This window comes from Rhodococcus sp. GB-02 (assembly GCF_053470465.1).
Window position 1 is genome coordinate 2,046,644 of record NZ_JBPUKE010000001.1, and the last position, 22,076, is coordinate 2,068,719.

Annotated in this window: 16 protein-coding genes; 14 read left to right on the plus strand and 2 right to left on the minus strand. The window is 62.3% G+C overall.

Translation table 11 applies throughout. The annotated features are described in order from the left end of the window. Nucleotides 1-218: 218 nt before the first annotated feature. The 13 genes from ACSW29_RS09875 to ACSW29_RS09935 all read left to right on the plus strand — a co-directional run bounded on the left by ACSW29_RS09875 (nucleotide 219) and on the right by ACSW29_RS09935 (nucleotide 19,970). Nucleotides 219-1,340, plus strand: coding sequence for an ABC transporter ATP-binding protein (locus ACSW29_RS09875; protein ID WP_007728450.1), 1,122 nt, complete (start codon nucleotides 219-221; stop codon nucleotides 1,338-1,340). 9 nt (nucleotides 1,341-1,349) lie between these two features. After that, complete coding sequence (locus ACSW29_RS09880; RefSeq protein ID WP_003942038.1) at nucleotides 1,350-2,144, plus strand: MlaE family ABC transporter permease; 795 nt, start codon at nucleotides 1,350-1,352, stop codon at nucleotides 2,142-2,144. 5 nt (nucleotides 2,145-2,149) lie between these two features. Continuing rightward, nucleotides 2,150-3,010 carry an MlaE family ABC transporter permease gene (locus tag ACSW29_RS09885; protein WP_230812149.1) on the plus strand — a complete coding sequence of 287 codons (861 nt, stop codon included), beginning with the start codon at nucleotides 2,150-2,152 and terminating at the stop codon, nucleotides 3,008-3,010. Further along, a complete protein-coding gene (locus tag ACSW29_RS09890; RefSeq protein WP_448277135.1) occupies nucleotides 3,007-4,368 on the plus strand; it encodes an MCE family protein in 1,362 nt (453 codons plus the stop codon). Before ACSW29_RS09885 ends, ACSW29_RS09890 begins: the two co-directional genes overlap by 4 nt. Beyond that, on the plus strand, nucleotides 4,365-5,444 hold the full coding sequence (locus ACSW29_RS09895) for an MCE family protein (protein ID WP_230812151.1): 1,080 nt from the start codon (nucleotides 4,365-4,367) through the stop codon (nucleotides 5,442-5,444). Before ACSW29_RS09890 ends, ACSW29_RS09895 begins: the two co-directional genes overlap by 4 nt. Further along, nucleotides 5,441-6,436 carry an MCE family protein gene (locus tag ACSW29_RS09900; RefSeq protein ID WP_230812152.1) on the plus strand — a complete coding sequence of 332 codons (996 nt, stop codon included), beginning with the start codon at nucleotides 5,441-5,443 and terminating at the stop codon, nucleotides 6,434-6,436. The genes ACSW29_RS09895 and ACSW29_RS09900 overlap by 4 nt, the downstream gene beginning before the upstream one ends. Further along, nucleotides 6,436-7,689 (plus strand): MCE family protein, encoded by a 1,254-nt coding sequence (locus ACSW29_RS09905; protein ID WP_317825159.1) that lies wholly within the window; start codon nucleotides 6,436-6,438, stop codon nucleotides 7,687-7,689. The genes ACSW29_RS09900 and ACSW29_RS09905 overlap by 1 nt, the downstream gene beginning before the upstream one ends. Beyond that, nucleotides 7,686-8,963 carry an MCE family protein gene (locus tag ACSW29_RS09910; protein WP_317825160.1) on the plus strand — a complete coding sequence of 426 codons (1,278 nt, stop codon included), beginning with the start codon at nucleotides 7,686-7,688 and terminating at the stop codon, nucleotides 8,961-8,963. Before ACSW29_RS09905 ends, ACSW29_RS09910 begins: the two co-directional genes overlap by 4 nt. Beyond that, nucleotides 8,960-10,207: an MCE family protein gene (locus ACSW29_RS09915; protein ID WP_317825161.1), complete on the plus strand. Its 1,248-nt coding sequence runs from the start codon at nucleotides 8,960-8,962 to the stop codon at nucleotides 10,205-10,207. Before ACSW29_RS09910 ends, ACSW29_RS09915 begins: the two co-directional genes overlap by 4 nt. A gap of 99 nt (nucleotides 10,208-10,306) precedes the next feature. Further along, complete coding sequence (locus ACSW29_RS09920; RefSeq protein WP_448277136.1) at nucleotides 10,307-11,035, plus strand: hypothetical protein; 729 nt, start codon at nucleotides 10,307-10,309, stop codon at nucleotides 11,033-11,035. Nucleotides 11,036-11,080: 45 nt separating this feature from the next. Continuing rightward, nucleotides 11,081-11,950, plus strand: a complete 870-nt coding sequence (locus ACSW29_RS09925; RefSeq protein ID WP_448277137.1) for a hypothetical protein — start codon at nucleotides 11,081-11,083, stop codon at nucleotides 11,948-11,950. Nucleotides 11,951-12,389: 439 nt separating this feature from the next. Beyond that, nucleotides 12,390-15,896, plus strand: coding sequence for a DNA-directed RNA polymerase subunit beta (gene rpoB, locus ACSW29_RS09930; RefSeq protein WP_448277138.1), 3,507 nt, complete (start codon nucleotides 12,390-12,392; stop codon nucleotides 15,894-15,896). A 117-nt stretch (nucleotides 15,897-16,013) separates the two neighbouring features. Then, a complete protein-coding gene (locus ACSW29_RS09935) occupies nucleotides 16,014-19,970 on the plus strand; it encodes a DNA-directed RNA polymerase subunit beta' (RefSeq protein ID WP_448277139.1) in 3,957 nt (1,318 codons plus the stop codon). Between the two features lie 66 nt (nucleotides 19,971-20,036). Here the strand turns inward: ACSW29_RS09935 and ACSW29_RS09940 are convergent, their stop codons facing one another. Further along, complete coding sequence (locus ACSW29_RS09940) at nucleotides 20,037-20,423, minus strand: glyoxalase superfamily protein (RefSeq protein WP_448277140.1); 387 nt, start codon at nucleotides 20,421-20,423, stop codon at nucleotides 20,037-20,039. An 88-nt stretch (nucleotides 20,424-20,511) separates the two neighbouring features. Here ACSW29_RS09940 and ACSW29_RS09945 point away from each other — a divergent pair, with 88 nt between their 5' ends. Further along, on the plus strand, nucleotides 20,512-21,519 hold the full coding sequence (locus ACSW29_RS09945; RefSeq protein ID WP_448277141.1) for an MsnO8 family LLM class oxidoreductase: 1,008 nt from the start codon (nucleotides 20,512-20,514) through the stop codon (nucleotides 21,517-21,519). A gap of 13 nt (nucleotides 21,520-21,532) precedes the next feature. On the opposite strand, the gene ACSW29_RS09950 is transcribed toward ACSW29_RS09945, so the two are convergent. Beyond that, nucleotides 21,533-22,030, minus strand: coding sequence for a SixA phosphatase family protein (locus tag ACSW29_RS09950; RefSeq protein WP_317825166.1), 498 nt, complete (start codon nucleotides 22,028-22,030; stop codon nucleotides 21,533-21,535). Between the last annotated feature and the right edge of the window lie 46 nt (nucleotides 22,031-22,076).

Consider the following 22,076-nt stretch of genomic DNA (forward strand, 5'->3'; position numbering starts at 1 on the left):
GCCACTCCCCACGGGGAGTGGCCCTCTTTTTTTGAACTTTTTTCGCGGGTGATATGTCGGAATCCGTGCAGGTGGGAGGGGTGTCCGAACTGGGCTGTGACCTGAATTATGCTTCTTCCCTACTCGTTAGTAGTATTCGCAGTCACGGGTACCACTCCCATGCGATAGAGTGACCCAACCCACACGGGTGCATGCATGCAACGGACGTCGCGGAGGTAATGGTGGGAGTCGAGGTAGCGGTACAAGGACTGACAAAGTCTTTCGGGTCGCAGAGGATTTGGCAGGACGTGTCGTTGACACTTCCCGCGGGTGAGGTCAGCGCACTGCTCGGGCCTTCGGGTACCGGTAAGTCGGTGTTCCTGAAGTCCCTGATCGGACTGCTCCGCCCTGAACAAGGCTCCATCGTCATCGACGGCACGGACATCCTGCAGTGCTCCTCCAAGGAGCTCTACGAGATCCGCAAACTGTTCGGCGTTCTGTTCCAGGACGGCGCTCTGTTCGGCTCGATGAACTTGTACGACAACATCGCCTTCCCGCTTCGTGAGCACACCAAGAAGTCGGAATCCGATATCCGCAAGATCGTGATGGAGAAGTTGGACCTCACCGGTCTGGTCGGCGCCGAGGACAAGCTTCCCGGTGAGATCTCCGGCGGTATGCGCAAGCGTGCCGGTCTGGCGCGTGCACTCGTCCTCGATCCCGAGATCATCCTCGTCGACGAGCCTGACTCCGGTCTGGACCCGGTGCGCACGACCTACATCAGCCAGACGCTGATCGACATCAACGCGCAGTCCGACGCGACGATTCTGATCGTCTCGCACAACATCAACCTCGCGCGCACGGTGCCGGACAACATCGGCATGCTCTTCCGTCGTCAGTTGGTGATGTTCGGCCCTCGCGAGGTGCTGCTCACCTCGGACGAACCCGTCGTCAAGCAGTTCCTCAACGGAACGATGATCGGTCCGATCGGTATGTCGGAAGAGAAGGACGAGGCCCAGATGGCGCACGAGCAGGCGCTCGTCGACGCCGGTCACCATGCTGGTGGTGTCGACGACGTCGAGGGCATCGTGCCGCAGATGAAGGCCACCCCGGGAAACCCGGAGCGGCAGGCCGTTCGTCGTCGCCAGGAGCGCGTCCGCCAGATCATGCACACCCTCCCAGCTAACGCTCAGGCGGCAATTCAGGACAGCCTGGACGAGGTTGACGGAACTGGGCAGTACGATCCCCAGTACGCCGAAGCGAGCGGCTACCAGGGGGAGTGGAACGACAACTCGCAAGACACGCAGGTCATTCCTGCATACGAGGGCGATCCCTACGGAAACACGACACACGGGCAAGGGTAGGCATATCGGATGGGGGTTACCCGCAACTCGGTTCTGAGTCCGGTCAACGGAGCATTAACTCAGGCCGGAAACATCGTCGAATTGTTCGTCGACGTCGTCAGGAATACGTTTCGGCGTCCATTTCAGTTCCGTGAGTTCATCGAGCAGGCCTGGTTCATCGCCAGCGTGACGATTTTGCCGACGGCATTGGTAGCCATCCCTTTCGGCGCCGTCGTCTCATTGCAGACCGGTTCGCTGATCAAGCAGTTGGGTGCAGAATCGTTCACCGGCGCTGCCAGCGTCCTGGCGGTGATCCAGCAGGGTAGCCCTCTGGTGACAGCATTGTTGGTCGCCGGTGCGGCCGGATCGGCCGTGACGGCCGATCTCGGTTCACGAACCATTCGCGAAGAGATCGACGCGATGGAAGTCCTCGGAATCAATCCGATTCAGCGCCTGGTGGTTCCGCGTGTACTTGCGATGGTGCTGATCGCTGTGCTGCTCAACGGACTGGTGTCCGTCGTGGGTATCGCGGGTGGTTACTTCTTCAACGTGATTCTGCAGGGCGGTAACCCCGGTGCCTACATCTCGTCGTTCTCAGCTTTTGCGCAGCTACCGGACATCTGGAGCGGTGAGATCAAAGCCGCGGTGTTCGGTGTCATCGCAGGTGTGATCTCCGCGTACAAGGGACTTCACCCGTCCGGTGGCCCCAAGGGCGTCGGTGAGGCGGTGAACCAGGCCGTCGTCATCACGTTCCTGCTGTTGTTCTTCGCCAATCTGATTCTGACGATGGTGTACCTCCAGATCGTGCCGGCGAAGGGATCTTGACCTAAATGACCATCGCACGAGGCCGCGGCGATCAGTTCCTGCTGAAGAGCCGCAAAGTTGCCAAGATTCCATTGAACGCGTTGGACCGCGCGGGCGAGCAGATGTCGTTCTACGCGCGCGCAATCGCGTGGACACCGCGCACCCTGCACCGGTACCGGAAGGAGACACTTCGGCTGCTCGCCGAAGTGACGTTCGGTAGCGGTGCGCTCGCAGTCATCGGCGGAACGATCGGCGTGATCGCGATGATGTCGGGATTCACCGGTGTCGTCGTCGGTTTGCAGGGCTTCGCGGCCCTCGAGCAGTTGGGTAGCTCGGTTCTGACCGGCTTCCTCTCCGCTTACGTCAACACCCGTGAGATCGCTCCGATCGTTGCGGCTCTTGCGCTCTCGGCCACGGTGGGTTGTGGTTTCACAGCTCAGCTCGGCGCCATGCGAATCTCGGAGGAGATCGACGCACTCGAGGTCATGGCGGTGCCGTCGGTGCCGTTCCTGGTCACGACCCGCATGATCGCCGGCTTCGTCGCCGTCATCCCGCTGTACATCGTGGGTCTGCTTGCGGCGTACCTCGCCTCGAGAGTGATCAGTACGGTGTTCAACGGGCAGTCGACGGGCTCGTACGACCACTACTTCAACCTGTTCCTGCCACCGCAGGACGTGCTGTATTCGTTTGCAAAAGTCCTGGTCTTCGCCTTCGTGCTGATCCTGATCCACTGCTACTACGGTTTCCACGCCTCGGGTGGTCCCGCAGGCGTGGGCGTGGCCGTCGGCCGCGCTGTTCGTGCCGCAATCGTGACGATCGCCGTTCTCGACTTCTTCCTCAGCCTCGCAATCTGGGGCACCACGACGACAGTGAGGGTGGCCGGATGATCGAGGCTCCGTCAGTCCTGCGCCGCCGTGTGCTCGGACTCGTGTTCTTCGTGGTGTTGGCCTTGTTCCTGGCCTTCACCATCGGAACTTTCAACAAGACGTTCAAGGACGTAGTAAAGATCGACCTCGTGACTGACACCGTCGGAAATGCTTTGCCGCCCAACGCGGACGTCAAGGTCCGTGGGCTGCTGGTGGGCGAGGTGCGATCCGCGTCGACAAAAGACGGCCAGGTCACGTCGGTCCTCGCGATCGAACCGGACAAGGCTGATCTGATTCCGTCCAACGTCACGGCGCGTCTGCTTCCGAAGACGCTTTTCGGTGAGCGATATGTCTCCCTGATCATCCCGGAGGGAACCACCGCGACCCCGATTTCCGCGGGAACGGTGATCCACCAGGACAAGAGCGGCAACGCTGTCGAGGTCGGCGACGTTCTGGACGGCCTGCTCCCACTCCTGCAGGCCATTCCGCCGCAGGATTTGGCGAACACTCTCGGGTCTCTCGCTCAGGGCCTGACGGGACGCGGTGCCGAGCTCGGTTTGACAGTCGATCGTCTCGAAGAGATCTTCCGCGGCGTCAACACCGAACTACCTGCCGTGCAAGAGGATCTGCGGAAGTTCGCGGACTTCTCCCAGACGTACTCGGACGCTGCGCCCGATCTGGTCAACGCTCTGGACAATCTGCGGACAACGGGTAACACGGTGGTGCAGAAGCAGGATCAGTTGCGGACACTGCTGGCGTCGCTCACCGCGACCTCGTCGAACACAGCAGCATTCCTCGAGACGAACTCGTCCTCGATCATCACGCTCGCTGCGGATTCGACCGAAGCGCTCCAGCTGTTGGCGCAATACTCGCCGACCTTCGGGTGCACGTTCAAGGGCTTCTCGGACACTGCTCCGGAAGCGGCCAAGATTCTGTCCACCGACGCGCCCAATCCCGGTGTGCGTGCGAGTATTCAGATCGTGAACCCCAAGGGCCGCTACCTGCCCAACCAGGACGAGCCCCGGCTCGTCGACAACCGCGGCCCGGTTTGCTACGACAACGTCACCGAGCCCGGTCGCCCGTTCCCGCAGTACCCCGGTGGGTCGTACGGTGACGGTTCCTACCAGGTGCCGTCCCGCAACCCAGGACCCGCGACCATGGAATTCCTGCCCGCACCCGAGGGCTCCGGACCGCAGCTCTTCTCGACCAACAACAGTGGTCCTGCACAGCAGGCCGGCTACGCGGGCTCGCGACTCGAAGAGGATACGTTGAAGGTGATCTACGGACAGGCCAACGGTGTTGCGCCGGAGGACGTTCCGGCGTGGACCACAATGGTCAGTGCTCCGGCATTCGCCGGTGCGGAGGTGAGCGTCCAATGAGAGGACTCGCAGCTCCGCTGACAAAGCTCATCATCTTCGTGGTGGTCACCGTCCTGGCGACGGGATTGCTGGCGGCCAGTATCGCCAACCTCGGCGGTGGCGGAGGAACCAAGTTCAACGCAGTATTCTCCGACGTCACTTCGCTGAACGAGGGCGACGAGGTACGCATTGCCGGTGTTCGTGTCGGGCAGGTCGAGAAGATCGCCATCGTCAACGACAATCAGGCCGAGGTGCAGTTCTCGGTATCCGACCGTGATTGGTTGCCGGCGAGTTCCATCGCCACGATCCGGTTCCGCAACCTGGTGGGGCAGCGGTACATCTCCCTCTCACAAGGCGAAGGTAGCCAGGGCAAGAAGATCACCGGCGGCGACACCCTGCCGCTGGCGCAGACGCGCCCGGCGGTCAACCTCACGACGCTCTTCAACGGATTCAAGCCGCTGTTCACCACCCTGAGCGCGGACGACGTCAACAAGTTGTCGTACCAGATCATCCAGGTTTTCCAGGGTGAGTCGGGCACCATCAGTGAGCTCGTACGCAACACCGCGAGCCTGACCAACACCGTTGCCGACAAGGACGCTGTCATCGGCGCGGTGATCAAGAACCTCAACGACGTTCTCGACACCGTCAACGCGAATGACAAGAACCTCGATTCGCTGATCGTCAACACCCAGCAACTGGTCACCGGGTTGGCCAACGAGCGTGGTGTGGTCGGTTCGGCCGTGACCTCACTCGCCGGCCTGACCGACGCGACGGCAGACCTGCTCGAGCCGACGCGGCCGTCGATCCAGGGCTCGATCACGGCACTCAACACGTTGGCGACCACACTCAACCGTCGTAGTGACGACGTGAATGCGGTGCTCGAGACCTTGCCGGTCAAGCTCGACAAGCTCTCCCGCGTCGCGAGTTACGGTTCCTGGTTCCAGTTCTACCTGTGTGGAATCGACATCGTCGCCGGTCCCGGACAGTCTGCCTCGCTGAATCTGCCCACCGGCCTGCCGACGGTCAACCAGCCGATCTACACCAACGCGGCCACGCGATGCACTCAAGACGGTATGAGGGAGTTGCAAGGTCGATGAGTAAACGTCGCAGTCCGGCAATGGCCGGAGCCATCGGTATTTTCGTGGTGCTGTTAGCCACTTTGTCAGCGTTCTTCCTCGATTCGCTTCCGTTCGTGGGGGCAGGTTCGTCCTACTCCGCCGAGTTCTCCGAAGCCGCCGGGCTCAAGCCCGGTAACGAGGTTCGTATCGCCGGTGTGAAGGTCGGCAAGGTCACCTCCGTTGATCTCGACGGAGATCGGGTTCTCGTCGACTTCAAGGTCAGTGACGCGTGGGTCGGCGATCAAACCTCGGCGTCCATCCAGATCAAGACGATTCTGGGGCAGAAGTACCTCGCACTCGATCCGCGCGGAACCGACAACCTCGATCCCAAGGACCGGATTCCGCTCGAGCGCACCACGTCTCCGTATGACGTTGTTCAGGCTTTCTCGGCAGCGGCGGACACAGTCGGTGACATCGACACCGACCAGTTGGCGAAGAGCATGGAGACGTTGTCCCAAGCCTTCTCCGAGACACCCGGCGACGTGCGAGCCTCGCTCGACGGAGTCAGCCGGTTGTCCCAGACGATCGCGAGCCGCGATCAGGACTTGCAAAAGCTCTTCGACGCGACCGGGAAGACGTCACAGATCCTTGCTGATCGCAACAAGGAATTCACCCAGCTCATCCGCGACGGTGGACTTCTGGTGCAGGAGCTCAACAATCGCCAGCAGGCGATTTCGCAGCTGCTCACCGGAACTCAGCGCGTCTCTCAGCAGCTCACCGGCCTCGTTCGTGACAACGAGGCGGCAATTGGGCCGGCGCTGACGCAGCTCAACGGCGTCATCGACATCCTGAAGGCCAACAACGAGAACTTGGACAAGGCACTGAAGCTCTACGAACCCTTCATTCGCTTGTACGCCAACGTGGTCGGCAACGGCCGTTGGTTCGACCAGGTCGTCGTGAACCTCCTTCCGCCGGGTCTACCGGATATTCCGGGCTACCGTGACCCTGTTCGTACGTTGGGAGGCAACTGATGGCTGATACTGCCGAAGCCGGAAGCGGCTCCAAGAAGCGCTCGATCGCGATCATCGCTGCTGTTCTCATCGGGTTACTCGTAATCGGTGGCGCGCTGTGGTGGGTGTTCACGCGCGCTGGAACGACCAAGATCACTGCCTACTTCGACAAGTCGGTGGGTATCTACGACGGGTCCGACGTTCGTGTCCTCGGTGTCAAGGTCGGCACCGTCGAATCCGTCGAACCTCAGGGAGATCAGGTCAAGGTCGAGCTTCGTGTCGATCGTGGGATCGACATCCCCGCCGGCGCCAGTGCTGCCCAGATCACGCCGTCGGTGGTTGCCGACCGCTACATCCAGTTGACTCCGGTCTTCACCGGCGGCGACAAGATGGCCAGCGGTGCAGTCATTCCGATCGAGAAGACAGCGACGCCCGTCGAGGTCGACCAGTTGTACTCCAGCATCGACGAACTCGCGTCGGCCCTCGGTCCCGAAGGCGCCAACAAGAACGGTGCGCTCTCCGATTTCGTCGAGACCGGCGCGGCCAACCTCGAGGGCAACGGTGAAGCGTTGGGAGACAGCATCACCAACCTCTCGGATGCCGCACGGACGCTGAACGATTCGCGAGACAACATCTCGCTCACCATCAAGAACCTCGATACGTTCGTCGGTGCGCTGGCTGCCAACGATCAGCAGGTGCGTCAGTTCAACACTCAGCTGTCGGATCTGACCGGATTCTTGGCGGGTGAGCGAGACGATCTCGGTGCCGCTCTGAATCAGCTGTCGATTGCTCTCGGCGACGTCGCGAAGTTCGTGGCCGACAACCGCGATCAGTTGGTCCAGACAACCGAGGGACTGGTCGAACCGACGCAGACATTGGCGAACAACAAGGAAGCCCTGGCCAACACGCTCACCATGCTTCCTCTGGCGATTTCCAACCTGGTCAACTCCTACGACGCCGAATCAGGAGTGCTGGCTTCACGTCTGGCGTTCCCGGATCTTCAGAACCCGGCCGGAGTGCTCTGCAAGTTGATGGATCTCGGCAAACTGTTGCCCGGTGATCCGCGGTTCGAGGCGTTGGGAAGGCAGATGCAGCCGGCAATCGACCAGTGCGCAAATGTCGCCGCGATGACCGACGCGGCCAATCAGGCCGCAGGCCTGAACCTTCCCTTCGGCATCCTCGCCGGTTCCGAACGGCAGATGCAGGTAGTTCCGGGCACTGTGCCCGGCGTCGTGTCACCGCGGCTGACCAGTGGAAACGGGGAGGGCGAGTGAAGCGTTCATTGATTTTCGGCGCCGGATTGTGCGCTGTCCTGATCTCGGCAACCGCCTGCTCGTCCGAGGGTATCTACGCGGTCCCGCTTCCGGGCGGTCCTGATGTGGGCTCGGATCCGATGCACTTGACCATTCAGTTCGACGATGTCCTTGACCTTGTTCCGCAGTCTGCGGTGAAGGTCGACGGCGTTCCCGTCGGTCGCGTCGACGACGTGTCGGTCGGACCGGACGGATGGACCGCAGATGTCGGCATCGTCCTCGACTCGTCGGTTGATCTGCCCGCCAATGCAATTGCCGCGGTCGAGCAGACGAACCTGCTCGGCGAGAAGTTCATCCAACTGTCAGCCCCGCCGTCCGGACCGGACTCTGCGAAGCTGGCCGACGGCGATCTGATTCCGCTCGATCGCACCCGGCACGCCACCGAAATCGAGCAGGTTCTCGGGGCGCTGTCGCTGCTGCTCAACGGCGGCGGTGTCGGCCAGTTGCAGCCCATCGTCGAAGAACTCGGGGCCGCGTTCGACGGCCGCGAAGGCAAGACGAGAAGTCTTCTGGAGCAGGCGAATACTCTCATCGGTGGACTCAACGAGCAGCGTGACGACATCACGCGCGCCCTCGACGGACTCGACGTGCTCTCGAGTCGAGTCAACGATCAGAACGAGAAGATCGGCAAGATTCTCGAGGAACTGCCCGTTGCGACACAGGTTCTCAACGAGCAGCGTCCGCAGTTGACGCAGATGCTCGCTCAGGTGGATCGACTCGGAACAGTGGGAACCGACGTTCTCACGCAGTCCAAGGACGATCTGATCGCAGATCTTCAGGCTCTTCGTCCGACGCTGCAGGCGCTCGCCGACTCCGGTGACGACTTCGTCGGGGCACTTCCTTTCCTCCCGACATTCCCGTTCCCGGACGGTGTCGAGAAGATTGCGCAGGGTGGTTCCGTGAACCTCTTCCTGAGCGTTGACCTGCAGATCGGCAATACTCTCTCGGGTCTTGGTGTCGGACAGGGTGAACCGGAATACCGTCAGCCGAAGTTCGGCAACCCCAAGCCGGTAGTCGATCCGTCCAACCCGTACTACAACGGCAATGGGCCGCGGCCGGGTTGGCCGACGGTGTCACTGCTGCCGATCGCTCCGATCCTGCCGCAGATCCCCGTCGTCGCTGGTCTTCCTGCCACAACGGCGGGAGACCCGGCAACCCCGGCGCCGGCGGCGGACCCACTCAATCCCATCCAGGGAATGCTGGAACAGTTCGGAATTGGCGGTGATGGACAGTGAGATCAGCTCTGGTCAAATGGCAGCTCGTCGGCTTTGTCTTGGTTGCGCTTCTGGGGCTCATCTACGTCGGTGCCAAGTACGTGCGTCTGGACAACCTCATGGGGTTCGGTCAGTACACGGTCAAGACCGAACTGGCCACGTCCGGTGGAATTTTCACGAACGCCGAAGTGACGTATCGCGGCGTTCCGGTCGGCCGAGTCGGCGACATGTCGTTGACCGAGGACGGAATCCAGGTCGACCTGAAGATCGACAACAGTGCTCCGGAGATTCCCTCGTCGGCCCGCGCAGTCGTGGCTAACCGCTCCGCCATCGGCGAGCAGTACGTCGACCTTCAGCCCGATACCGATCAGGGACCTTTCCTCGAGGACGGATCGGTGATTGCGGTGGGGGACACCACAACTCCTATCCCGATCGAGGATGTCCTGACCAGTGCCAACGGCTTGGTCAAGTCCGTGCCGGTGGACGCACTCCACACCGTCGCCGTCGAACTCGGTGCTGCGTTCAACGGCAAGGGTGAGGACATTCAGGTCCTGGCCGATTCGTTGTCGGGTCTCTCACAGTCCGGTCTCGATACCCTGCCTCAGACACTCGCGCTGATTCGCAACAGTGAGACGGTTCTGACGACGCAGTCGGACCAGTCCTCTGCGATCAAGCAGTTCAGCAGCGATCTCGATGCTGTCACGGCGCAGTTGCGGACCAGCGATCCGGACATCCGACGCTTGATCGACAACGGCATTCCGGCCAGCGATCAGATTGGCGCTCTCATAAACGAGGGTGGTCCGAGCCTGACGACCGACCTGACAAACCTGGCGGCCACCACCAAGACACTTGCGCCGCGAACGATCGCGCTGCAGCCGTTCCTGATCTTCCTTCCGGGCCTGGCTGCTGCCGCACCGACGGTTGCTCCCGGCGACGGAACTGTCCATCAGGGCTTGGTGCTGGAGACCAACAATCCGCTCTCGTGCACGGTGGGTTACGAAGGCACGATGGCGATCCTGGACGAGATGAAGCGTCAGAATCCCAATTTCGACGACACCCAGCAGGATTTCCCGCTCAACACCGCGGCGTCGTGTGAGGTGCCGTTGGGCAGCGAGACGGGTGTTCGTAGTGCCAACCGCGTGGTTTACGCCGATCCCGACACGATCCAGCCTTGGGACTTCAAGCCGAAGGTCGATCCGGACAAGTTGAACCTCAACCCGATCGCGACGCAGTTGGCGCCGATGCTCGGAGTGACACCGAAGTAGACCGATCCGAATGTGATCGAGTTTGTGCAGTTCAGGCTACTGAGTTGTGGCAGTTGACGATTCGCGGCCAGAGGCTGGGCAAAACAGGTAAGTAGGGTAGTGAGTGTGATTCAGAGAAACAGTTCCCCGCAGTCCGGCGGGCCCGAGCAAGTCGAAGCGGGAACGCCGACGACCGGCAAACCGAAGGGGCTGACAGCGTCTCTGATTGCGGTCGGTGTCTTGCTTCTGGCGGCAGTGGTTGCGCTCGGTGTATTCGGCGTCCCTTACGTGCGGGCGCTTACCACCGACCACACCACCGCCGAGATGCGTGACGACGCGTTGATCGGTGCGCAGCAAGTCGCGATCAATCTCAACAACGCGGACTCGGCCAATCTCGACCAGTCGATCGAGAACATGCGTTCTTCGGTGACCGGTGACGAGATGACGACCTACCTGCAGACCGTTCAGGATTCCATCACCGACGAATTGCGTAACTCGGGCTCGAAGGCTGACACCGAGGTTGTGCAGTCCGCTCTGACCGAACTCAACACCGATGATCGGACAGCCACGGCTCTGGTCGTCGTTCGAGTGACCACGACCCAGGGCAACCAGTTCGTCAAGAACCAGCTCGGGATGCGGCTCGGAATGGTCGAGGTGGACGGGGTCTGGAAGGCGCAGTCGGCCGATCCGGTCGGATCGCGGGTCGACCTCGGCTCCGGCACTCTGCCGGCCGCCGACGGCTCCACGCCGGCACCTGATGCGACGCCCGCCCCCGGCTCGGGGACCGAAGCACCCGCATCCAGTGCTCCTGCACCGACAACCGAGGGCGGTGATTCCGGTGGCCGGTAGTTCTACGAACCTGCACACCGACATCCCTCGAAGGAGAAGCGCGTAATGCCACCCAAACGTCGTACCGGCGGACCGTCCTCCCCGCAGAACCGTCGGCCGAAGATCGCGGGAAGCGCTCGCTCGCTCAACGTCCCCGCGGGGACATCCGATTCGGATCCGGTCGAGCCCACGATCGAGCAGCCGGAAGCAGTGACCCCGGAAGTGGCGACTCCCGAACCAGCGACGCGGGAAGCTGCGAAGCCGAACCTCATGAAGGCGCAAGCTTCGGGTGCCGAGCCTTCGAAGCCTGAATCCGACGCGCCGGAATCCACGCCGGGCCCAGATCTCACCAAGTCGGCGAAGACCGTCGCCGACGAACCGAAGACCACCGCCCCCGCTGCCCCGGAGACAGACGCGGGGGAGTCGGCGACAACATCCCCACCATCCCAGGCCGGCTGGCGCCTGGTCGCGATCCTGGGGGCAGCAGCGGTGGTCGTCGCGATCCTCGCGGGTGTCGCCTTCTTCAAAGTCGGTGCGAAGACGGACGACATCGCCTGGGTGGACGAAGGCGCCACGGCCGAGGTTCTTCGCGTGACGCCGTCGGCGTTGGCCGCAGTCTTCACGTTCTCGCCCGACACTTTCGACGCCGATTTCGACAAGGGCGTCCAGGGCCTGAATCAGTCGATGCGTGACCAACTGACCCAGTACAAGGACACTCAGAAGGCCGGCGTCGAACAAACCCAGACGGCAACCACCGCTGATGTCCCGCTGATCGGGGTCACACGACTCGAGAAGGACCGGGCGCAGTTGCTCGCCCAACTCAACGTCAGCTCGACGCAGAACGGCGTGGCGGCAGACTCTCGCTCCGGAATGGTCATCGTGAGCCTGGAGAAGCAAGACGGAAACTGGCTGATCTCGGAGATACGCGACCAGTAGCACTGGGGCACCAGCGCGAAGATCTGGACCGACGCACGATGTCGGTCCAGATTTTTCGTATGTGACGCCGGTGCTCGCTACACTTCGGGTGGCAGTGTTCGAATGCAGGTGACGAATGTTCGAATGCTGCGACACGCGCTCTCGCCCTTGACGGGGCGGTCCGCAAGGTCCACTCTGATCGGTGAACATGCACGGACGAGTGATCGGCAGTCTCACGTCAGTATCTGAATTAGACCCTCAGTTACACCCGACTCGACATTTCCTGAGTAAGGGTGTACTTTTGGACGTTGCGCTGGCTGCCTCCTGTCCACCCCTCGTCTCAACCGCTGCGAAGTCAAGTACTTCTTGCTTTCTGCGACGGGTTTCGTTCGGGTTGTAACCAGCGAAATTCGAAGCAGATACAGCGGCGGTCGCAACAGCACGGAGCGGCCCGCGTGAGGTGCTGGAAGGACGCATCTTGGCAGTCTCTAGCCAGACCAAGGCAGTTTCCGGAATCCCCGGAGCCCCGAAGAGGGTTTCGTTCGCGAAAGTTCGCGAACCCCTCGAAGTTCCCGGGCTTCTTGACGTACAGACAGATTCGTTCGAGTGGCTGGTCGGCGCGCAGAGTTGGCGCGAACGAGCAGCGGCACTCGGCGACAATGCAGTGTCCGGTGGTCTCGAGGACATCCTCGCGGAGCTTTCTCCGATCGAGGATTTCAACGGCACTATGTCGCTGTCCTTCTCCGACCCTCGATTCGACGAGGTCAAGGCCTCGACGGACGAGTGCAAAGACAAGGACATGACCTACGCGGCGCCTTTGTTCGTCACCGCGGAGTTCATCAACAACAACACTGGTGAGATCAAGAGCCAGACGGTCTTCATGGGAGATTTCCCGATGATGACCGACAAGGGCACCTTCATCATCAACGGCACCGAGCGTGTGGTCGTCTCGCAGCTCGTGCGTTCCCCCGGTGTGTACTTCGACATGAGCGTCGACAAGAGCACCGAGAAGGATCTGCACAGCGTCAAGGTGATCCCGGGTCGCGGCGCATGGCTCGAGTTCGACGTCGACAAGCGCGACACCGTTGGTGTCCGTATCGACCGCAAGCGTCGTCAGCCTGTCACCGTCCTGCTCAAGGCACTCGGCTGGACCACCGAGCAGATCACGGAGCGCTTCGGCTTCTCCGAGATCCTCATGGCCACGCTGGAGAAGGACAACACCGCCGGCACCGATGAGGCGTTGCTCGACATCTACCGCAAGCTGCGTCCGGGCGAGCCCCCCACCAAGGAGAGCGCGCAGACTCTGCTGGAGAACCTGTTCTTCAAGGACAAGCGCTACGACCTCGCTCGCGTGGGTCGTTACAAGATCAACAAGAAGCTCGGCCTGAACGCGGGTCAGCCGATCGTTGCATCCACGCTCACCGAAGAAGACATCGTCGCCACCGTCGAGTACCTCGTGCGTCTGCACGCAGGTGACACCTCGATGACGGCTCCGGGCGGCGTCGAGGTTCCCGTCGAGGTCGACGACATCGACCACTTCGGCAACCGTCGTCTGCGTACGGTCGGCGAGCTCATCCAGAACCAGATCCGCGTGGGCCTGTCCCGCATGGAGCGTGTGGTTCGTGAGCGCATGACCACGCAGGACGTCGAGGCAATCACGCCTCAGACGCTGATCAACATCCGTCCCGTCGTCGCTGCGATCAGGGAGTTCTTCGGAACCTCCCAGCTGTCGCAGTTCATGGACCAGAACAACCCGCTGTCGGGGCTGACGCACAAGCGTCGTCTGTCCGCCCTCGGCCCCGGTGGTCTGTCCCGTGAGCGCGCCGGCCTCGAGGTTCGCGACGTTCACCCGTCGCACTACGGCCGCATGTGCCCGATCGAGACCCCGGAAGGCCCGAACATCGGCCTGATCGGTTCGCTGTCGGTCTACGCACGCGTCAACCCGTTCGGTTTCATCGAGACCCCGTACCGTCGCGTCGTCGACGGACAGGTGACCGACGACGTCGACTACCTGACCGCCGACGAAGAAGACCGCCACGTAGTCGCGCAGGCCAACTCGGCCATCGACCGCGAGGGTCGCTTCACCGACTCGAAGATTCTCGTCCGCCGTAAGGGTGGCGAGGTCGAGTTCGTCGCGTCCTCCGACATCGACTACATGGACGTTTCGCCGCGTCAGATGGTGTCCGTCGCAACCGCGATGATTCCGTTCCTCGAGCACGACGATGCAAACCGTGCCCTGATGGGCGCGAACATGCAGCGTCAGGCTGTCCCGCTGGTTCGCAGCGAGGCACCTCTCGTCGGAACCGGCATGGAGCTGCGTGCGGCTGTGGATGCCGGCGACGTCATCATCACCGAGAAGACCGGTGTCGTGGAGGAGATCTCCGCGGACTACGTCACGGTGATGGCCGACGACGGAAGCCGCAAGACGTACCGGATGCGCAAGTTCGCGCGCTCCAACCAGGGCACGTGCGCCAACCAGCGTCCGATCGTGGACGAGGGACAGCGTGTCGAGGCCGGCCAGGTTCTGGCCGACGGCCCTTGCACCGAGAACGGTGAGATGGCGCTGGGCAAGAACTTGCTCGTCGCGATCATGCCGTGGGAAGGCCACAACTACGAGGACGCGATCATTCTGTCGCAGCGTCTCGTGGAAGAGGACGTCCTGACCTCGATTCACATCGAGGAGCACGAGATCGATGCCCGCGACACCAAGCTCGGTGCCGAGGAAATCACTCGCGACATCCCGAACGTCTCCGACGAGGTCCTCGCTGACCTCGACGAGCGCGGCATCATCCGTATCGGTGCCGAGGTTCGTGACGGCGACGTGCTGGTCGGAAAGGTCACGCCGAAGGGCGAGACCGAGCTGACCCCCGAAGAGCGCCTCCTTCGCGCCATCTTCGGTGAGAAGGCTCGCGAGGTTCGTGACACGTCCCTCAAGGTTCCTCACGGTGAGACCGGCAAGGTCATCGGAATCCGCGTGTTCTCGCGTGACGAAGACGACGATCTGCCTCCCGGTGTCAACGAGTTGGTCCGCGTCTACGTGGCACAGAAGCGCAAGATTCAGGACGGCGACAAGCTCGCCGGCCGCCACGGTAACAAGGGCGTCATCGGCAAGATCCTGCCGCAGGAAGACATGCCGTTCCTCTCGGACGGCACGCCTGTCGACATCATCTTGAACACGCACGGCGTCCCGCGTCGTATGAACATCGGTCAGGTCTTGGAGACCCACCTCGGGTGGATCGGCAAGACCGGCTGGAACGTTCAGGTCGCGTCCGACGGCTCTCGTCCCGACTGGGCTGCGACCCTGCCGGAAGAGATGCTGTCCGCTCCGGCCGACTCGAACATCGCCACCCCGGTGTTCGACGGTGCGAAGGAAGACGAGCTCACCGGTCTCCTCGGCGCGACGCTGCCGAACCGTGACGGCGAGCAGATGGTCGGACCCGACGGAAAGGCCACCTTGTTCGACGGCCGCTCCGGCGAGCCGTTCCCGTACCCGGTCTCGGTCGGTTACATGTACATCATCAAGCTGCACCACTTGGTCGACGACAAGATCCACGCTCGTTCGACCGGTCCGTACTCGATGATCACGCAGCAGCCTCTCGGTGGTAAGGCCCAGTTCGGTGGCCAGCGCTTCGGTGAGATGGAGTGCTGGGCGATGCAGGCCTACGGCGCGGCTTACACGCTGCAGGAACTGCTGACCATCAAGTCGGACGACGTGGTCGGTCGAGTCAAGGTGTACGAAGCCATCGTCAAGGGCGAGAACATCCCCGAACCCGGCATCCCCGAGTCGTTCAAGGTGCTCCTCAAGGAGCTCCAGTCGCTCTGCCTCAACGTGGAGGTGCTGTCCTCGGACGGCGCGGCCATCACGATGGCGGACGGCGACGACGAGGACTTGGAGCGGGCCGCAGCGAACCTGGGCATCAACCTGTCCAGGAACGAAGCTGCGACGGTCGACGACCTCGCGAACTAGGTTTCGGTCCCCGGGTTGCTCTTGAAAGAGCGGCCCGGGGGCGTAGTTCACATTTGAATTGGCAGTCAGGTTGCCGGGTGACCGGCAACCGTAACCCCAACGGGGAAAGGAAGTTACGTGCTCGACGTCAACTTCTTCGATGAACTCCGCATTGGCTTGGCCAGTGCAGAGGACATCCGCAATTGGTCCTACGGCGAGGTCAAGAAGCCGGAGACCATCAACTACCGCACGCTCAAGCCCGAGAAGGACGGCCTCTTCTGCGAGAAGATCTTCGGCCCCACCCGGGACTGGGAGTGCTACTGCGGTAAGTACAAGCGTGTCCGCTTCAAGGGCATCATCTGTGAGCGCTGTGGCGTCGAGGTCACTCGCGCCAAGGTTCGTCGTGAGCGTATGGGTCACATCGAACTGGCCGCACCGGTCACGCACATCTGGTACTTCAAGGGTGTTCCGAGCCGTCTCGGTTACCTGCTCGACCTGGCTCCGAAGGATCTCGAAAAGATCATCTACTTCGCTGCCTACGTCATCGTCGGTGTCGACGAGGAGCTCCGTCACAACGAGCTGTCCACACTCGAAGCCGAGATGCAGGTCGAGAAGAAGACCGTCGCAGATCAGCGTGACGCCGATCTCGAGGCACGTGCGCAGAAGCTCGAAGCCGACATCGCGGAGCTCGAGGCAGAGGGCGCGAAGTCCGATGTCCGCCGCAAGGTCAAGGACGGCGGCGAGCGCGAAATGCGTCAGCTCCGTGACCGCGCGCAGCGTGAGCTGGATCGTCTCGACGAGATCTGGACCACCTTCACCAAGCTGAGCGTCAAGCAGCTCATCATCGACGAGCTCCTGTACCGCGAGCTGGTCGACCGTTACGGCGAGTACTTCACGGGTGCGATGGGCGCAGAGTCCATCCAGATCCTGATGCAGAACTTCGACCTCGACGCCGAGGCAGAGTCTCTTCGCGAGACCATCCGCAGCGGCAAGGGCCAGAAGAAGCTGCGTGCTCTCAAGCGCCTCAAGGTGGTTGCGGCTTTCCAGACCAACGGCAACTCGCCGATGGGCATGGTCCTCAACGCTGTTCCGGTGATCCCGCCGGAGCTTCGCCCGATGGTTCAGCTCGACGGTGGACGTTTCGCGACGTCCGACCTCAACGACCTGTACCGCCGCGTCATCAACCGCAACAACCGCCTCAAGCGATTGATCGACCTCGGTGCTCCCGAGATCATCGTCAACAACGAGAAGCGGATGCTGCAGGAGTCGGTCGACGCCCTGTTCGACAACGGTCGTCGTGGACGTCCGGTCACCGGACCGGGTAACCGCCCGCTGAAGTCCCTGAGCGATCTGCTCAAGGGCAAGCAGGGTCGTTTCCGTCAGAACTTGCTCGGTAAGCGCGTCGACTACTCGGGTCGTTCCGTGATCGTCGTCGGTCCTCAGCTCAAGCTGCACCAGTGTGGTCTGCCCAAGCTGATGGCTCTCGAGCTGTTCAAGCCGTTCGTGATGAAGCGTCTGGTCGATCTGAACCACGCGCAGAACATCAAGTCGGCAAAGCGCATGGTCGAGCGTAAGCGCGTCCAGGTGTGGGATGTCCTCGAAGAGGTCATCGCCGAGCACCCCGTGCTGCTCAACCGTGCACCTACGCTGCACCGTCTGGGTATCCAGGCATTCGAGCCGCAGCTCGTCGAGGGCAAGGCCATTCAGCTCCACCCGCTGGTGTGTGAGGCCTTCAACGCCGACTTCGACGGCGACCAGATGGCTGTTCACCTCCCGCTGTCTGCAGAGGCTCAGGCCGAGGCACGCATCCTGATGCTGTCCTCGAACAACATCCTCTCGCCTGCTTCGGGTCGCCCGCTCGCCATGCCGCGTCTGGACATGGTCACGGGTCTGTTCCACCTCACCCGTCTCGACGAGGGTGTCGCCGGTGAGCTCATTGCTCCGACCAACGACGAGGCAGAGCAGGGCGTGTACTCCTCGCCCGCCGAGGCTCAGATGGCAGTCGACCGCGGCGCTCTCTCGGTGCAGGCTCAGATCAAGGTGCGTCTGACGCAGCAGCGTCCGCCGCGCGACCTCGAGAACGAACTGTTCCCCGAGGGCTGGAAGTACGGTGACGGCTGGACCGCTACCACGACACTCGGCCGTGTGCTCTTCAACGAGCTGCTTCCGGCGGACTACCCGTTCGTCAACGAGCAGATGCCGAAGAAGCGCCAGGCGACGATCATCAACGATCTCGCCGAGCGGTACCCGATGATCGTGGTTGCTCAGACCGTCGACAAGCTCAAGGACGTCGGGTTCTACTGGGCCACCCGTTCGGGTGTCACGGTCTCGATTTCCGACGTGCTCGTGCCGCCGGAGAAGCCTGCCATCATCGAGGACTTCGAGGCTCAGGCCGACAAGATCGAGAAGCAGTACCAGCGTGGTGCTCTGGACAAGAAGGAGCGCAACAGCGCTCTGGTCACCATTTGGCAGGAAGCGACCGACAAGGTTGGCAAGGCCATGGAGGCTCACTTCCCCGACAGCAACCCGATCCCGATGATCGTGAAGTCCGGCGCAGCCGGCAACATGACTCAGGTTCGCTCGCTCGCCGGTATGAAGGGTCTGGTGACAAACCCGAAGGGTGAGTTCATCCCGCGTCCGATCAAGTCTTCCTTCAAGGAAGGCCTGACCGTTCTCGAGTACTTCATCAACACACACGGTGCTCGTAAGGGTCTGGCCGATACCGCACTCCGCACCGCCGACTCGGGTTACCTGACCCGTCGTCTGGTGGACGTTTCGCAGGACGTCATCGTCCGCGAGGTCGACTGTGGAACAGAGCGCGGCATCGTCACCACGATCGCCGAGAAGCAGGCCGACGGCACGATGATCCGCGATGCTCACGTGGAGACCAGCACGTACGCCCGTACCTTGGCGGCCGATGCAGTCGACGCGAACGGCACCGTCATCGTCGAGCGTGGCCACGATCTCGGTGACCCCGCGATCGATGCTCTGCTCGAAGCCGGCATCACGACGGTCAAGGTCCGCTCGGTCCTGACCTGCACCACCGGAACCGGCGTTTGCGCCACTTGCTACGGCCGCTCGATGGCCACCGGCAAGCTGGTCGACATCGGTGAGGCTGTCGGTATCGTCGCCGCTCAGTCGATCGGTGAGCCCGGTACCCAGCTGACCATGCGTACCTTCCACCAGGGTGGTGTCGCAGGAGATGACATCACCGGCGGTCTGCCGCGTGTCCAGGAGCTGTTCGAGGCACGTGTGCCCAAGGGCAAGGCTCCCATCGCGGACGTCACCGGTCGGGTACAGCTCGAAGACGGCGATCGTTTCTACAAGATCACCATCGTTCCGGACGACGGCGGCGAAGAGGTTGTCTACGACAAGCTCAGCAAGCGTCAGCGTCTGCGCGTCTTCAAGCATGCCGACGGTCGCGAAAGCCTCTTGGCTGACGGTGACCACGTCGAGGTCGGACAGCAGCTCATGGAAGGTGCTGCCGATCCCCACGAGGTCCTGCGAGTCATGGGTCCGCGTCAGGTTCAGATCCACTTGGTCAACGAGGTCCAGGAGGTGTACCGGAGCCAGGGTGTGTCGATCCACGACAAGCACATCGAGGTCATCGTGCGCCAGATGCTTCGTCGCGTGACGATCATCGATTCCGGTGCCACCGAGTTCCTGCCCGGTTCGCTCACCGAGCGCGCCGAGTTCGAGTCGGCAAACCGCCGCGTTGTCGCCGAAGGTGGCGAGCCCGCGGCCGGCCGTCCGGTGCTCATGGGTATCACGAAGGCGTCGCTCGCGACGGATTCGTGGCTGTCCGCGGCATCGTTCCAGGAGACCACTCGTGTCTTGACCGACGCGGCTATCAACTGCCGCTCGGACAAGCTGATCGGTCTGAAGGAAAATGTCATCATCGGCAAGCTGATCCCCGCCGGTACCGGTATCAACCGTTACCGCAACATCCAGGTTCAGCCCACCGAAGAGGCACGCGCCGCTGCTTACGCAGTGCCGTCGTACGACGACCAGTACTACAGCCCGGACGGCTTCGGCCAGAACACCGGTGCTGCAGTTCCGCTGGACGACTACGGCTTCAGCAACGACTACCGCTAGCGGTTAGTTGGTAGAAATCCCCCGTCTCTGATGAGACGGGGGATTTCTCGTTTTCAGGAATCCGTTTCAGGCGTTGCTGCCGCTGAGGTCCGGGATGACGATCTCCTGGACGGCCCACTTGTTGCCGTCGGGGTCGGCGAAGTAGATGAACCGTCCCCAAGCTCGGTCGTCGATCGGGCTGATGTCGATGCCGCGGCTCTTGAACTCACGCTCAGCCTCTTCGATGTCCTTGACCACTACCTGCATGCCGACGACGGAACCGGGCTCGGCGTCCGTGATTCCCTTACCGATGCAGATCGAGCAGGCCGAACCGGGTGGGGTCAGCTGGACGAATCGCAGGTCCTCGCTGACCGTGTGATCATGGTCGGCATTGAAGCCGAGGCGGACGTAGAAGTCCTTGGCGCGGTCGATGTCGGTGACGGGAATGGCGACCAGTTCGAGCTTGATGTCCATGACGTGCCCTTCATGTGATGGTGAATTCCGGCGACAGGTCCAGTGTGGCGGGTATTGCGGTCAGAAACGGTCCTCGTTTGGCGCCCGGATGAAACTCTCCGAATTCCTTGTTGCTCCGAGAGTGCTTCTCTCACTGCTCGACCGATCCCGAACCAGGAGCGGATACCCCGACTCCGCAGCTCTGACGCATTCGCTCGAACGCGCCACCGACGCCGACGCTCTCGGCTACCACCGGTTCTGGGTCGCCGAGCATCACGCGGTGCCGGGGATCGGGAGCGGATCGCCGGCAGTACTGCTCGCCGCGATCGGCGCGCATACGCGCGATATCAGGCTCGGCAGCGGTGGGGTCATGCTGCCGAATCACCAACCGCTGATCGTCGCCGAGCAGTTCCTGATGTTGGAGGCGCTGTATCCCGGGCGTATCGATCTCGGGCTCGGCCGATCGTTGGGGTTCACGGAGCCTGTCCGTCACGCACTACGACGCAGTAAGGATACTCCGGACACGTTTGGGTCAGATCTCGAAGAGGTGAGGCGCTACCTGGACGGATCCGCGGCAGTGACGGCAAGGCCGGCGTCGGAGACAGGGGTGCCGATCTTCGTGCTCGCGACGCGCGCAGGCTTGAAAGTGGCAGCGCAGCTGGGGCTTCCGGTGGTCGTGGGTGGGCCGATACTCGGAATCGGTAGCACCGGCCGGGTGGATGCATTGGACGAGTACCGCCGAGCTTTCCGGCCCACCGACACGCATCCCGAACCCTATGTGGTGGTTTCCCTCGAGGTGGCGGTCGCCGATACCACCGACGCGGCCCGTGAGGTGCTGATCCCGGAGGCGTACGCGCTCGCAGAATCGTCACGGACAGGGGAGTTTCCGCCGCTCGCGTCGCCGGACGAGATCAGGCGCGCCCCGCGCAGTGATCGAAACGCCAGGCGTATCGAGTCGTTCATGGCGTCGGCGCTGCACGGGACGCCCGTCGAGGTGAAGCAGCAGCTTCACGATCTGGCCGAGCGGATCGGTGCCGACGAAGTGCTGGCGTCCACGTCGACGTACGACCGTGACGCGCTTGCACTTTCGGACCGCCTGCTACGTGAGGTGCTTTAGCAGTGTGGTTGATCTAACGAGGCACGTGAAACTCGAGCAGAGTGGCGACGGAGTCGTCGAGTTCGGTCCACGGCACCGGTACGGAGAGGACGGCGATCGCCGAAGTCGGGAACTTGTCGCGGATACGCTGGGCCGCTTCGGAGTTTTCGTTCGATGCGAGATCGAGTGCAGTCCAGGGAATTCCGGGTTCGTGTCCGACGACCAGTAGCGTCTTGACGTGGTCGGAAGTGGTCCGCGCAGCTGCGATCACGTCGGCGGGTGAGCCGCCGTAGATCGACTTCTCGAATCCGGCGGGCGCCTCGATACCTGTCGAGGCAAGGGTTTCGACGGTCCGCCGGGAGGTGGAGCACAGAACGGCGTCGACGGGCGGGACGTTTTCACGGATCCATTCGCCGCCGATGCGGGCCTCGCGCAGGCCCCGTTCGGCGAGCGGACGCTCGTGATCACGGATGCCCTCGGGATAGCTGGACTTGCCGTGTCGCATGAGGACGAGGGTGCGGTGGTCGGCCATGCGTTCACGGTATCCGCTTTATGCCCGTCAGTCCGGTTACTCTGGA

Bases quoted from the DNA above. Each gene is read 5' to 3' on its own strand.
- ACSW29_RS09875 (WP_007728450.1), top strand. From the start codon at position 219: ATGGTGGGAGTCGAGGTAGCGGTACAAGGACTGACAAAGTCTTTCGGG.
- ACSW29_RS09880 (WP_003942038.1), top strand. From the start codon at position 1,350: ATGGGGGTTACCCGCAACTCGGTTCTGAGTCCGGTCAACGGAGCATTA.
- ACSW29_RS09885 (WP_230812149.1), top strand. From the start codon at position 2,150: ATGACCATCGCACGAGGCCGCGGCGATCAGTTCCTGCTGAAGAGCCGC.
- ACSW29_RS09890 (WP_448277135.1), top strand. From the start codon at position 3,007: ATGATCGAGGCTCCGTCAGTCCTGCGCCGCCGTGTGCTCGGACTCGTG.
- ACSW29_RS09895 (WP_230812151.1), top strand. From the start codon at position 4,365: ATGAGAGGACTCGCAGCTCCGCTGACAAAGCTCATCATCTTCGTGGTG.
- ACSW29_RS09900 (WP_230812152.1), top strand. From the start codon at position 5,441: ATGAGTAAACGTCGCAGTCCGGCAATGGCCGGAGCCATCGGTATTTTC.
- ACSW29_RS09905 (WP_317825159.1), top strand. From the start codon at position 6,436: ATGGCTGATACTGCCGAAGCCGGAAGCGGCTCCAAGAAGCGCTCGATC.
- ACSW29_RS09925 (WP_448277137.1), top strand. From the start codon at position 11,081: ATGCCACCCAAACGTCGTACCGGCGGACCGTCCTCCCCGCAGAACCGT.
- ACSW29_RS09940 (WP_448277140.1), bottom strand. From the start codon at position 20,423: ATGGACATCAAGCTCGAACTGGTCGCCATTCCCGTCACCGACATCGAC.
- ACSW29_RS09945 (WP_448277141.1), top strand. From the start codon at position 20,512: ATGAAACTCTCCGAATTCCTTGTTGCTCCGAGAGTGCTTCTCTCACTG.
- ACSW29_RS09950 (WP_317825166.1), bottom strand. From the start codon at position 22,030: ATGGCCGACCACCGCACCCTCGTCCTCATGCGACACGGCAAGTCCAGC.